The 13,129-nt window shown below is 54.6% G+C and carries 11 protein-coding genes; 7 read left to right on the top strand and 4 right to left on the bottom strand.

Translation table 11 applies throughout. From position 1 onward, the window contains the following. Positions 1–26: 26 nt before the first annotated feature. Positions 27–2,705, bottom strand: coding sequence for a pyruvate, phosphate dikinase (gene ppdK, locus KP014_RS08800; protein WP_090834038.1), 2,679 nt, complete (start codon positions 2,703–2,705; stop codon positions 27–29). A gap of 156 nt (positions 2,706–2,861) precedes the next feature. Next, positions 2,862–4,268 (bottom strand): aminotransferase-like domain-containing protein, encoded by a 1,407-nt coding sequence (locus tag KP014_RS08795; RefSeq protein ID WP_036597145.1) that lies wholly within the window; start codon positions 4,266–4,268, stop codon positions 2,862–2,864. A 141-nt stretch (positions 4,269–4,409) separates the two neighbouring features. On the opposite strand from KP014_RS08795, the gene KP014_RS08790 reads away from it, so the two are divergent. From KP014_RS08790 to glpX, 4 genes are all read left to right on the top strand, one after another. Further along, the gene (locus KP014_RS08790) at positions 4,410–5,396 is read left to right on the top strand and encodes a DMT family transporter (RefSeq protein WP_051500226.1); all 987 of its coding nucleotides are present in this window, start codon (positions 4,410–4,412) and stop codon (positions 5,394–5,396) included. 190 nt (positions 5,397–5,586) lie between these two features. Further along, positions 5,587–6,243, top strand: a complete 657-nt coding sequence (locus tag KP014_RS08785) for a helix-turn-helix transcriptional regulator (RefSeq protein WP_051500225.1) — start codon at positions 5,587–5,589, stop codon at positions 6,241–6,243. A 19-nt stretch (positions 6,244–6,262) separates the two neighbouring features. Then, entirely contained in the window at positions 6,263–7,063 is an 801-nt protein-coding gene (locus KP014_RS08780) for a pyruvate, water dikinase regulatory protein (protein WP_036597144.1), read from the top strand. A 130-nt stretch (positions 7,064–7,193) separates the two neighbouring features. Beyond that, positions 7,194–8,186 carry a class II fructose-bisphosphatase gene (glpX, locus tag KP014_RS08775; protein WP_090834039.1) on the top strand — a complete coding sequence of 331 codons (993 nt, stop codon included), beginning with the start codon at positions 7,194–7,196 and terminating at the stop codon, positions 8,184–8,186. A 93-nt stretch (positions 8,187–8,279) separates the two neighbouring features. Here glpX and KP014_RS08770 read toward each other — a convergent pair whose 3' ends face one another. After that, positions 8,280–9,182, bottom strand: coding sequence for a GNAT family N-acetyltransferase (locus tag KP014_RS08770; protein WP_036595241.1), 903 nt, complete (start codon positions 9,180–9,182; stop codon positions 8,280–8,282). Between the two features lie 192 nt (positions 9,183–9,374). Continuing rightward, a complete protein-coding gene (locus KP014_RS29345) occupies positions 9,375–10,190 on the bottom strand; it encodes a general stress protein (RefSeq protein ID WP_090834041.1) in 816 nt (271 codons plus the stop codon). 339 nt (positions 10,191–10,529) lie between these two features. Between KP014_RS29345 and KP014_RS08760 the strand changes: the two genes are divergently transcribed. The 3 genes from KP014_RS08760 (at position 10,530) to mgrA (ending at position 13,075) form a co-directional block, all read left to right on the top strand. Next, a complete protein-coding gene (locus KP014_RS08760) occupies positions 10,530–10,841 on the top strand; it encodes a (2Fe-2S) ferredoxin domain-containing protein (protein ID WP_051499492.1) in 312 nt (103 codons plus the stop codon). A 282-nt stretch (positions 10,842–11,123) separates the two neighbouring features. Beyond that, on the top strand, positions 11,124–11,966 hold the full coding sequence (locus KP014_RS08755; protein WP_090834042.1) for an AraC family transcriptional regulator: 843 nt from the start codon (positions 11,124–11,126) through the stop codon (positions 11,964–11,966). Between the two features lie 119 nt (positions 11,967–12,085). After that, complete coding sequence (mgrA, locus tag KP014_RS08750; RefSeq protein WP_036599659.1) at positions 12,086–13,075, top strand: L-glyceraldehyde 3-phosphate reductase; 990 nt, start codon at positions 12,086–12,088, stop codon at positions 13,073–13,075. The last annotated feature ends 54 nt before the right edge of the window (positions 13,076–13,129 follow it).

The following is a 13,129-nucleotide window of genomic DNA, read 5'->3' as shown; positions in this document are numbered from 1 at the left end:
CCTCTTCCTGACGCCCTGCGCCCCGTTTAAACGACCTGCTTCTCGGCCGGAATCTGCGGTTTCTCCGCTCTGTCAAGCAGAGCAGCCTGCGCCGCCGCTATGCGCGCGAACGGAATCCGGTACGGGGAGCAGCTGACATATTCAAGCCCCGTGCGGTGGCAAAAAGAAATCGATTCCCGGTCGCCGCCGTGTTCGCCGCATATTCCCGTCTTCAGGAACGACTTCACCGCCTTGCCCCGGGTTACGGCCCACTGGATCAATTGACCGACGCCGTCCTGATCCAGCACTTGGAACGGATTGGCCTTGAGGATATTCCCGTCCAGATAGGAATTCAGGAATTTTCCTTCCGCATCGTCGCGGCTGTATCCGAAAGTCATCTGGGTCAAATCGTTCGTGCCGAAGGAGAAAAAATCGGCATGCTGCGCGATAGTATCCGCCAGCAGCGCGGCTCTGGGCACTTCAATCATCGTCCCCACCCGGTACCCGAGCCCTCTGAACTCCTCGCTGAGCACCTGGCCCCCGATTTCGTCGACCAACGCTCTCATGCGTTTAAGCTCATCCGGATGCCCGACGAGAGGAATCATGATTTCAGGACGCACATCCACTCCCCTGCGGAGCGCCGATTGAGCGGCCTTAAAGATCGCCTCGATCTGCATTTCATAAATTTCCGGAAATAAAATGCCCAGTCTGACGCCCCTGAGGCCAAGCATCGGATTGACCTCCCGCAGGTCATTTACTTTGGAGATCATAATCTTCAGCTTCCGGACTTCTTCTCCGTCCTCCCCGGTCTCCTCAAGCTTGCGGCATTGCTCCCTTAGCTGATCCAGGTTCGGCAAAAACTCATGCAGCGGCGGGTCCAGCAGCCGGACCGTCACCGGCAGGCCGTCCATTGCCCCGAACATATCTTCAAAATCGGCTTGCTGCATCGGCAGCAGCCGGTCCAGATAGAGCATCCTTTCCTCTCTGCCGCCCGCGAGAATCATCGCCTGGACAATAGGAAGGCGGCTGCCCGAGAAAAACATATGCTCCGTCCGGCACAACCCGATCCCCTCCGCGCCGAATTCCCGCGCCTTCAGGGCGTCATGCGGCGTATCGGCGTTCGCATAGATGCGAAGCTTGCGGATCTCATCCGCATAGTCCAGCAGCTTAAGCAGCTCCGGTGTAATTTCCGGATCGCTGAGCGACAGACCTCCCTGGAATACCCGCCCGCCGGAAGCGTCCAGCGAAATTTCTTCGCCTTCCGCCAGTGTAAGCTCCCCTATGCTTACGCTGCGGTCTTCGTAGTCGATGCTCAGCGCCTCGCAGCCGCAGATGCACGGCTTGCCCATGCCTCTCGCCACGACTGCGGCATGGCTGGTCATGCCGCCCCGGCTCGTCAGCACGCCTTCCGCCGCCAAAATGCCGTGAATATCGTCCGGCGAGGTCTCCGTACTGACCAGCACAACCTTGCGGCCGTCCTTGGTCCACCGCTCGGCGGTATCTGCATCCAGCGCAATCAAGCCGACGGCCGCTCCGGGAGAGGCCGGCAGACCTTTCGCAATCGGCGCAAGCTCCGGCGGGATGGCGATGGAGCGGTGCAGCAGCTGATCCAGATGTCCCGGCTCGATCCGGCTGACGGCTTCTTCTTTGGAGAGGATGCCCTCCTCCACCAAGTCCACGGCGATCTTGATGGAGGCCTGCGCCGTCCGTTTGCCGCCTCGGGTCTGCAGCAGGTACAGGCTGCCGTTCTCGACGGTGAACTCGATATCCTGCATATCCCGGTAATGATTTTCCAGAAGTCCGGCAGCACCCGAGAGCTGTTCATAGACGACCGGCAGTTCTTTGCGCAGCTCGCTGACAGGCTTAGGCGTACGCACTCCGGCTACAACGTCTTCGCCTTGGGCGTCTGCCAGATATTCACCGTATAATTCCCGTTCTCCAGTGGAGGGATTGCGGGTAAACAATACGCCGGTTCCGCTGCCGGAGCCGAGATTGCCGAATACCATCGCCTGGATATTGACCGCCGTTCCCTGCTCATCCGGGATCCCGTACACTTTCCGGTATACCTTGGCTCTCATGTTGTTCCAACTGCGGAATACAGCTTCCACCGCCAGCTTCAATTGAACGCGCACATCCTGCGGAAACGGCTTTCCGGTGCGGTCTTCCACAATCCATTTGTATTTGGCGATGAGTTCTTTCCACTCGCCGGCGCTGATCTCCTGATCGCAGGCACGCCCGTGTTCTTTCCTGGATTGCTCCAGCAGCCGTTCGAAATAAATCGAGTGGATACCCAGCACGACGTCGCCGAACATTTGAATAAATCGCCGGTAGCAATCCAAAGCGAATCTTTCGTTGCCTGTCTGCTCCGCAAGCCCCTTGACCGTATCGTCGTTGAGCCCGAGGTTCAGAATCGTATCCATCATGCCCGGCATGGAGGTTACCGACCCCGAACGCACGGATACGAGCAGCGGCCGGCTTACGCCTCCGAATTCCGCGGATTTCCCCGCCTCCAGACCACGCAGCGCATGATGAATCTCCTGCATCAGTCCTTCGGGGAGCTTTCCTCCGGCTGCGTAATAAGCCTGGCAAGCTTCCGTGGTTACCGTAAAACCCGGGGGGATCGGAAGACCAAGAGCCGTCATTTCCGCTAGATTCGCTCCTTTTCCTCCAAGCAGGTTCTTCATCTCCGCATTTCCTTCTTCAAACCTGTACACGCGTTTCAGCATTTGAACAATCCCTCCATTAATGAAAGTATGGTACAAAAATGCCCGACAGACTAAGAAATTGGAGTAGCGCTTAATTAAGGTTGTAGCATAAATGCCGATTATTGGCAATATATATGACGTACTATTTAGATAATTAATTTATTTATGTCGTAATTATTAAAGGCTCCGCGCGATTTCCGCAAGCTTCCTCATCCCCTCGCGTAAGACATCTTCCGGGGTAAACGAATAGCTGAGGCGAATCCACGACTTCATTTCTCCCTGCGGATCGCAGATCTCGCCGGGCACGAACGCAATCGATTGCTCCATGCTTTTACGAAACAGCGTTTCGGGCGGAATATGCTCCGGCAGGTTCACCCAGAGGTTCAGACCGCCCTGAGGAGCCGTCCACCTCCATCCGGTCCCCGCAAGCTCACGCTCTGCTATCTCCTTGTGCACCTGCAGGGCAATGCGGAGCTTGGCCAGATGCCCCTGAAGCCGCGGCGAAGTGAAGTAGTGCAGAAAGATTTTCTGGTTCAGCAGCGGCGTCCCGTTATCCGCCATGAACTTCGCTGCGATCAGCTTGTCCATCAATGGAAACCGGCAGATGACGGCGCAAATGCGAAGGCCCGGCGCCACGTATTTGCTGAAGCTGCCGAGGTACACAACCCAGCCTTCCGTGTCGTAGGAAAAAATCGGCGGCGGCGGTTCGGCGGCAAAATACATATCGCGAAAAGGATCGTCCTCGACGATCAGGCAGCGGTAACGCTCGGCCAGTTCGACAAGCCGTTTGCGCTGCCATACGGGAACGGTATATCCGGTCGGATTATGGTGCGTGGGATTGATGTAGAAGAGCCGGGGTCTGTACTGCTCCATCAACTTCCCGATTTCGTCCAAATTGTAGCCGTCTGGCGTAATATCTACAGCAAGCAAACGCGCCCCCCGCTGGCGGAAAATATCCAGCGCCGCACCGTAGGTCGGCCGCTCCACCATCACGCAGTCCATCGGCATAAGCATGATGCTTGCAATCAGATTGATCGCCTGCTGGGCGCCCGAAGTAATTAGCAGTTCCTCCGGCTCGACCTGAAGCAATCTGCTCACACGGAAATGACCGCTTAAGAATTCACGCAGCTCATAATCGCCCTCTACGCTGGAGTAGGTGCCCATCACCTTCGGGTACCTGTCGAACACCTCTTTGACATAGTCGGACAAATACAGATTCGGCAGCAAATTGGGGTCGATCAGCGCTTGGGAGAACTGGTATTTGACCGGCATGCGCTGAATGTCCGAGAGCCGATTGCAGATCCGGTATCCCAAGTCCGTCCCCGCTTTATCGCATCCCCCGGGCGCCGCCGCAGGCGCCACATAATAGCCGGACTTGTCCCTGACATAGACCTTGCCATCCTCTTTCAGCCGCTGGTAGGCTTTGAAGACGGTCAGCCGGTGAATCCGGAGCTCCTCCGCCAGCAGCCGGACCGACGGCAGCTTGTCATGCACTCTCCACTCGCCGCGTTCGATCCGGGCGGTCATATATTCATAGACCTGCCGGAACAGCGGATGCTGCTCGTTGCCGGATATCTTATTCATTGTTCCATCCCTTCCCGTATAATCCCTGTGCCATTCATTGTATCTCATTTCCCGCCCATCTGTTCTGTCCTGTTTCATCTGTTCTGTCTCCGGCCCGATATGATGGGATGAAAATACATAAGCGATAAAGGAGCATTGAACATGATTATTTTGGCTTACAGCCTCGTATGTCTGATCTTCGGCACGACCTTTCTGGCGATTAAAATCGGCGTGGACGCCGGAGCCCCTCCCTTTTTCTCTGCAGGACTGCGGTTTTTCGCCGCAGGAGCGGCGCTGCTGCTGTGGATGTCGTGGAAACGGAAAGCTTCCTTCTCCCTGCTGCTGCGTAAAGAAACGGCGCTGACGGGACTCGGGCTGACCTTCGGCACATTCGCCGCGCTGTATTGGGCCGAGCAGTACGTCTCCTCCGGTCTTGCCGCCGTACTCTCCGCCACCGGACCGATCATGATTCTGCTGCTTCAGACGTTCCTGCTTCGGCAAAAAGCTTCCTCCCTGTCTCTGGCCGGCTGTCTCATCGGCTTTACGGGTGTGCTTCTGCTGGTCCTGCCCAGTCTGTCTCTCAGCGCCTCCCCGCTCTGGCTTGCCGGCTGCGCCGTCATTCTGATCGGGGAATGGGCCTACGCTTCGGGCACCCTGTATACCCGGACCGTCACCGCCCGTCTTCCGGATGTTCATCCTATCGCGCTGAATGCGGCGCAAATGATTTATGGCGGCGCGCTGATGCTCCTGCTCTCCCTCTTCGCGGAGCGGCCAAGCATCAGCTTTCTTCTCTCCTGGAGGGCTTCAGGCTCCTTTCTCTATCTGACGGTCATCGGTTCCATGGTCGGCCACAGCCTGTACTACTGGCTCGTTGCCAAGACGAACCCTGTCTTCCCGTCCACGTGGCTTTACATCTCGCCGCCGATCGCGGTCGGTGTGGGCATCTTTTTTTATGACGAGACGGTTTCATGGATGACCCTGCTGGGTGTAATAACTATCATAGGCGGGACCATGCTTGTCAATGCGAAAGCCTTGAAGCAGCTGCTCGCCAGATTCGCCCCCGGTTCGGCTCTTAACAGACGGTCCGCAGGGATATCTGCTTTTGGAGATGGCTTCCGTATGCATCAAAAGATTAATAATGAGGATTAATCACAGTTATATACCTCATTTTTCACAATAAATCTAAAATAGTACGTATTATATATTGCAATAAGGATTAATATTATGTATTATATAAGCAACGAAAGGGATTATTCTTCCAACATGACGCATTTGGGAAAGGGGGCATCAACTCTGGCGGCCCTTTTCTTGAGAAGGATCGCTTTCTTGCATCAAGAAAGTGGAGGGATTTGCAATCGAACTAACTTCCCGGCAACTACAAATTATCGACATTGTTAAAAAGAACGCTCCAATCACCGGCGAGCAGATTGCCGAAGCTTTGCGGCTTAGCCGCCCGACCATCCGCGCAGACCTGTCACTGCTGGTCATGCTCGACTACATCGACGCCAAGCCGAAGGTCGGCTATTTCCCGGGAGGGAAATCTTCCAGAGGTCTTGGCAGCGGCTATCTGTTGCAGGAAACGAAGGTCAAGGATATTCAAAGCGTGCCTATTATTATCCGGGAGACCACAACGATTCACGATGCGGTCGTTACCCTGTTCCTCCAGGATGTCGGCACACTCATCATTTGCGACGAAGATGGCAAGCTAACCGGGGTCGCCTCCCGCAAGGATTTCCTGAAAGTCACCCTTGGCAATCCCGGAACTGCATCCATACCGGTCAGCATGGTTATGACACGGCAGCCCAAGCTCATTACGGTCGGACCCGACGACACGGTGCTGGACGCCGCGCACAAAATGATTTTTCACGAGGTAGACAGTTTGCCGGTAGTGGTTCCCTGCGAGGGAGAAGAAGCCATTGGAAAGCTGGACGTGGTAGGGCGGCTGACCAAGACTTCCATCGTAAAGCTTCTCCTCGATACCGAAGCCAAAGGATAACGGAGGAATCAAAAAGAGCATGGATGAGCCTTCACATTTCATTACGATATGCTCAGATTCTTTAGGGGATACGGCGGAAGCTGTCGTTCAGGCCGTCTTACACCAATTCGAGAATCAGCGTGTCACAATCAAACGGTACGGAAATGTAAGACATGAAGATGAGCTGCGAAAGCTGCTAGAGGAAGCCGCCAAGCATAACGGCTTTGTCGCCTATACCCTGGTGCAGCCGGAGCTGCGGGAGACGATCCGCGAGGAAGCGGTCCGGCTGGACCTGCGCATCGTGGACATTATGGGGCCGATGATGCAGGCGTTCATCGATATTTTCAACGATGAGCCCCGGCAAAGGCCAGGCCTGCTGCATCAACTCGATGAGAATTATTTCCGGCGGATCGAGGCGATTGAATTCACCGTCGCCTCCGACGACGGCCGGGATCTTGGTGCCATGCTAAAAGCGGATATTGTGCTGCTAGGCATGTCGCGCACCTCGAAGACGCCGCTTGGCATCTTTCTTGCCCATCGCGGCAAGAAAGTGGTCAATTATCCGATCGTGCCGGAGATCAGCCCGCCGGGCCAGTTGTTCAAGCTTCCACCCCAGCGGATGATCGGACTGACGATGGAGCCGGAGCATATGCTGAAGATCCGGTCGGAGCGTCTTAAGGTGCTGGGACTTCCAGTCGACTCCCAGTATGCGAGCCTGGAACGGATCAAGGAAGAGATCAAGTACGCCGAAGCGCTCTTCGAGCGGCTCGGCTGCCCGGTCATCGACATTACTGACAAGGCGATCGAAGAAACTGCCGGACTTATTATGGGTTACATTTAAAAATCACCCCATAAAGTGAAGTGGAAGCTACGATGTAAATTCCGAGTACTTTATGGGGCCCCCGGGGATTAAAGCCCCACAAAGTGAAGCTAAAAAAAGAAATACAATATATGGATGGAGGGAATTAACTATGGAACGCGAATTGGCTCTTGAGATTGTACGGGTGACGGAACTGGGTGCTTTGGCTTCAGCAAGCTGGATTGGCCGCGGGGATAAGGATGCCGCCGATGATGCGGCGACAACGGCTATTCGTTCCATGTTCGATTCCGTCTCCATCGACGGGACCGTAGTCATTGGCGAAGGCGAAATGGACGACGCCCCCATGCTGTATATCGGCGAGAAAGTCGGCAACAAGCGCGGCCCGCTCGTCGATGTGGCCGTCGATCCGCTGGAAGGCACGGAGGTCGTCGCCGCCGGGCTGCAGAACGCCCAATCGGTCATCGCCATTGCCGATAAAGGCAGCCTGCTGCACGCGCCGGACATCTACATGGAGAAGCTGGCCTGCGGTCCCGAGCTGGTCGGCAAGCTCAGCATTGAAGACCCCGTTGAAATTACGCTGACCAAAGCTGCCCACCATCTTGGCAAGTCACTGTCCGAGATGACCGTCATGGTGCTGGACCGCGAGCGGCATGCGAAGATGATTAACACCCTCCGCCAAGCAGGAGTACGCATCAAGCTGCTCAGCCACGGCGATGTGGCGGGAGCAATCGCAGCCGCTCTGCCGGACAGCGATGTCGACCTGTACCTCGGCTCCGGCGGCGCTCCGGAAGGCGTGCTTGCCGCAGCGGCGCTGAAATGCCTCGGCGGCGAAATGCAGGGCCAACTGCTGCCGCAAGGTCCGTTCGAGCTGCAGCGCTGCATGCGGATGGGCATTGCCAATCCGACGCGCGTGCTGTACATGGACGACATGGTTGGAACGGGCGATGTGATTTTTGCCGCCACCGGGGTAACCTCCGGTGATTTCCTGAATGGCGTCCGCTTCATCGGCAAAGAACGCGCAGAGACGCATTCCGTCATCATGCGGGCGCAAAGCCGGACGATCCGCTACATCCGCAGCATCCATTTCCTTCCGGGCAAGGAAATCCCGCAAGGAGCTGCGGGAAAGAAGGTTGCTTCCCTGTAAATCACTCTTTCTATATTGCAACAAGCGAAGACCGTGCTGCTCTGAGTGAGGGCACGGTCTTCTTCATGCGCAGCCGTCTGCTTGCGTACCGAATTAAACGCCAAGCAGCTCAAATTTATAGCATATTGCGGATTCGACTTGTTCGAAGCCCTCCTGAAAATACAATGCCTTCGCCCGTTCATTTTCCGCGTTGACGCACAGAATGGTTCCCGGATAGCCCTTTTCCTTGGCAAATTGCAGGGCGGCTCGCAGCATAATTCTCCCCAGCCCTTTCCCCTGGTATTCCGGAAGGAGAGCGAGCGGCCCGATATTCATGATCGGCGAGCCTTCATACTCGTCTGCGCTTCCCCTGACAATGCCCACAGGCTTGTCCCCGTCATAAAGGATCATCATTCCGCCGTCAATAAAATCTTCCTCGGCAGCCATCTTCAGCACCATCTCAGGCGTAACGGGCGTTTCGCTTCCCTGAAGCTTGGCGAATCCCGCATTCCGGATTCCGCTCCAAATTTCAGCATCGCTTTCCGGACGAAAAGGACGGATTGCATATCCTTCCGGCATACTGAATGCCGCCGTCTCCCGGCATCCGTTTACCAGCAGGCAGGCATATCGCTCCACTACAAAATGCAGCTCCTCCATAGCCCGCATCAGCTCCGTGTTGACCGACGGCACAAAAACAAATAACTTGTCCAGTCCCTCCGCGTGCTTCATCACAGCCGCTAACAGCATTTTATATGCATTCATGTCTTCCATTTCCGAATGGAATATTCTGAATCGGGCCTTTCGTCCTCTTCGGTTGTAATCATCCACCATAAGCGAAACGGCCGCTGTCAGCTCTCCCTCCCGGTTAACTGCAATGTAGGTGGGATTGTCTGAACCGGGCTGAAAGCCATTCAAATCTTCGTCGTACAGAAACGACTCATCGATTTCACTTCTGTGTTTCTTGCAGTAGGCAATGAACTCCACCAGCCGGTCAGGCTGTAATGCTTCAATTCTCAACTTCATCTTCCCCTTATGTATCATTCGCAGACAAGAGCGGCTCTTCAAGCCCTTTCGGGCTTGAGAGACCGCTCTTCGTTTTTAGGCCTATCTCCACTTTTTCTCTCTGATAATGCCTCTTCACACTTATTATACATAGATATGTCTTCTTCCACACGGGCCGGTTCGGCTGTGAAGCCGTCATACCCGCCTTTAATCAGCGATTTCTTTATGCGGGACCGGCAGATTATCGTGCGGACGCTGCTTGCGTTCCTTGTTCATGCCGGTATCGGTAGGAAGCCTGCCGGAAACGTCCCGCGCTTTACCAGGTGCAGTCACATCCAAATCTTCCCGGACACTTGCCGGATTCGAGTTCATCGTATCCAGCCCGGTGTCATGCTTGCCTTCAAGGCCCGAGCCATTGAATACACCATCAACAGAACCCGCTATCGATCCGCCTTGCCTGTCGTTCACCGGGTTATCGGTTACCGAGGCGTCGGTCATCGTGCTGCGAGGCATCGTATCACCCGCCCCATAATAGTGGCTGTTAAGCGAGTTGTGCGTCCGGAACGTTTCATATACAACACTTTCCTGCGAAGTGTCCGCATCGACCATGACCAGAATGTGGCCTTCATCAACATAACGGTTATAGCTTTCCGCTTCGTCTTCCGGTATGCCAAGGCCGACCAAGCCTCCAACAAGCCCGCCTGTCCCGGCGCCAACCACTGCTCCGGCCAGCGTTGCCGCAATCGGACCGGCTGCAATGATCGGCCCAATGCCCGGGATTGCCAGCGCGCCAATGCCGGCGAGCAGTCCGGTTACTCCGCCGAGCAGGCCGCCCGTCGCCGCTCCGGAAGCCATTCCTTCGGGAGCCTTCGTTCCCGTCTCTTCACTGACTGCATTCATATCTTCTTTATTTCTCGCAATAACGGAGATATCCTCTGTCCGAAAACCGCGACTCTTTAATTCCCCGATCGCCCGAGACGCGTCGTACTCGTTCATAAAGACGCCCACAATCCTCTTGTTCATAGCGATTACCTCCCAAAGTAATTTAAAATTTTAGATTACCTTGCACATAGCTTACTTAACCAAATCAATTTAGTATAAACGGAGAATCGACGGTCGCTAAGATGAATCCTCAAAAATAATTTCTAAACGGAAAATTAACTAAGATCTGATAAAAATTCGTCACAAAATCCATTACAAGTCATAGTTGCGTTATTATATATTACGTAATATGTGAAATAATTTTCGGATTATTGAATCTTTTGGAACACTCACTTCTTTTTCCTTACAAACGATAACAAAAGGACTATACTTCATGCTAAAGGTGTAAATAAAAGCAACACAAACCAAGGAGGAAAAACCATGAACATGCGGCTTAAGGTTTTAAAGAAACATCTGCTGTTTTGTTGCAGCGAGCACTGTAATAACCAGGACGTTGAAGAAGTTATGCAGGCTTTCAAGGAAGAGCTTGTCGAACAGGGGATCAATAAGACGGTTAAGATCAACAAGACCAGCTGTCTTGGCCTTTGCGGCAACGGCCCGTTTCTCATTGTCTATCCGGACGGAATATGGTACTACAATGTGACCACTGATGATGTTCAGCGGATCGTTAAGGAGCATCTGGTCGAGGGCAATCCTGTGGACGAGTTGGTCATGCTGAAAATGGAGGCTTAAGCTTTCCGCTCCTGAATACAAGAATAGGTTTCATAAATCGTTCGCCGGCTCCGTTTGGAAAGCCGGTTTTTATTTTTACATAATATGCTCATTCCAAAAAGCACCCGCACACCTCCCGTCACCTGAATTCGGCGACCGGCTTGGTTGACGGGTGCTTTCACTTTCAGACCTGATTCGTCGCGTTAACTTCAATTTATCAATTTACGTTTGTCTTTGAGGTATAATGAAAAGATAAAGCGATTGACCGCTATACCTTAATTTTAAAACAAGGGGCGCAAAAATATGGCCATCTTTCATTACAACGCGGAGCAGCCATTCGGGGTCTCTCCGGATCTGCATCTCCTATTCTGGGGCCGTGAGCAATGCGCTCCCGGACATACCTTCGGTCCCGGCTTTAGAGAATACTACAAAATCCATTTCGTCCATAAAGGGACCGGCAAGGTTATGGCGGGAGGACAATCCCATATCCTGTACCCGGGCCAGGCCTTTCTGACTTATCCCCGGGTCGTTGCCTCCTACGCCGCCGATGAGAGCGACCCTTGGAACTACTCCTGGATCGCCTTCACGGGAGAAAGGGTGAAGCCGCTTCTCTCCAGAACAACCCTGTCGCCGGAATCCCCCGTATTTCCTATGGACGGCGAGGTGATGAACGGACTTTATGACAGGCTGACGGAGGCCGCCGGAACCAGCGGCGCGCTCGACCTGCCGCTAACGGCGATCTTTTACGAATTCCTGGCGGCTCTACTTCGTACCGTCCCTGCGGCTGCCGCAGCTTCCGCTTTGCAAGGACGCAAGAACGAGCATGTGGAGAAGTGCCTGCATTTTATAGAGTCCCATTACTGCGAGAATATCACTATGGAAATGATGTCCGAAATGCTGCAGCTTAACCGCAAATATGTATCCGCGCTCTTCAAACAGGTTGTCGGCATGCCTCCACGCCAGTACTTGCTGGGCTACCGCATGGCCAAGGCCTGCGAGCTGCTCACCCGGACGGACTGCACCATCGGAGAAATTGCCCGTTCCATCGGTTATGATGACGCGCTCCTGTTCTCACGGATGTTCAAAAAGGTTCAGGGCTGCTCTCCCAAGAGCTACCGGGAAGGGCATGCAAATCTGACATTATGATATATATTCCTCCCTTGCTGACATTCGTTTGCCTCTCCGTTTCCGCTACAATGAAAGCGTAACAATAACAGCTCGCCCGTCAGGGTGAACGCCAATTCATTACAGGAGGGCAATCTACTATGTACACGGCCAATACGGACAGATACGAGAATATGGTTTATAACCGCTGCGGACGCAGCGGCGTGCGCCTGCCGGCGATTTCGCTCGGCCTATGGCATAACTTCGGGGGTATCGACGCGCTCGAGAACGGAAGAGCTATGATCCGAAGAGCGTTCGATCTGGGCATTACGCATTTCGATCTTGCGAATAATTACGGACCGCCCCCAGGCTCCGCCGAGGAGAACTTCGGCGCCATCCTGAAAAAAGATTTCCTTCCTTACCGGGACGAAATGATCATTTCCAGCAAGGCCGGTTTTTATATGTGGCCGGGTCCATACGGAGAATGGGGCTCCAAAAAATATCTCGTCGCCAGCCTTGATCAGAGCTTGAAACGGATGGGCCTGGATTATGTCGATATTTTCTATCACCACCGTCCCGATCCTGATACTCCGCTTGAGGAAACGATGGCCGCACTGGATCTGATCGTCCGCCAAGGCAAGGCGCTGTACGTAGGCATTTCCAATTACCGCGCCGAAGAGGCCCGGGAAGCGTTGCAGATTCTTCGGAGACTCGGCACCCCTTGCCTGATCCATCAGCCGAATTACTCCATGCTGTCCCGCTGGATCGAGGATGGACTTCAAGACGTGCTTGAGGAGGAAGGCGTGGGTACGATCGCTTTTTCGCCCCTTCAAAAAGGCATCCTGACGGACCGCTACCTGAACGGCATCGCGCCGGATTCCCGCGCGGCCGGACCGAGCGCATTCCTGTCCGAGAAGGAACTGACGGAAGATGTGCTGGGCAAGGTCCGCCGCCTTAACGAAGTGGCGGCGGCACGCGGACAGAAAATGTCCCAGCTGGCCTTGTCCTGGGTGCTTCGCGGAGGCAAGGTGACCTCGGCGCTGATCGGTGCAAGCAAGGTCAGCCAGATCGAGGATGCCGCCGCCGCCCTGAGGGCGCCCGAGCTCAGCGCGGAAGAGCTGGAGAAGATTGAGGGAATATTGCGGGGATAGATTGGCCCGAATAGCGGAAATAGCAGAACGGCCATGTATCTTGCGGCAGCCTTC

Source organism: Paenibacillus sophorae, from assembly GCF_018966525.1.
Lineage (GTDB): Bacteria > Bacillota > Bacilli > Paenibacillales > Paenibacillaceae > Paenibacillus_AQ > Paenibacillus_AQ sophorae.
This window is presented reverse-complemented; position numbering and strand designations above follow the sequence as displayed.

Coding starts and splice junctions, on each gene's coding strand:
- ppdK (WP_090834038.1), bottom strand. CDS start 2,705: ATGCTGAAACGCGTGTACAGGTTTGAAGAAGGAAATGCGGAGATGAAG.
- KP014_RS08780 (WP_036597144.1), top strand. CDS start 6,263: ATGGATGAGCCTTCACATTTCATTACGATATGCTCAGATTCTTTAGGG.
- KP014_RS08760 (WP_051499492.1), top strand. CDS start 10,530: ATGAACATGCGGCTTAAGGTTTTAAAGAAACATCTGCTGTTTTGTTGC.
- KP014_RS08755 (WP_090834042.1), top strand. CDS start 11,124: ATGGCCATCTTTCATTACAACGCGGAGCAGCCATTCGGGGTCTCTCCG.
- mgrA (WP_036599659.1), top strand. CDS start 12,086: ATGTACACGGCCAATACGGACAGATACGAGAATATGGTTTATAACCGC.
- KP014_RS29345 (WP_090834041.1), bottom strand. CDS start 10,190: ATGAACAAGAGGATTGTGGGCGTCTTTATGAACGAGTACGACGCGTCT.
- KP014_RS08795 (WP_036597145.1), bottom strand. CDS start 4,268: ATGAATAAGATATCCGGCAACGAGCAGCATCCGCTGTTCCGGCAGGTC.
- glpX (WP_090834039.1), top strand. CDS start 7,194: ATGGAACGCGAATTGGCTCTTGAGATTGTACGGGTGACGGAACTGGGT.
- KP014_RS08790 (WP_051500226.1), top strand. CDS start 4,410: ATGATTATTTTGGCTTACAGCCTCGTATGTCTGATCTTCGGCACGACC.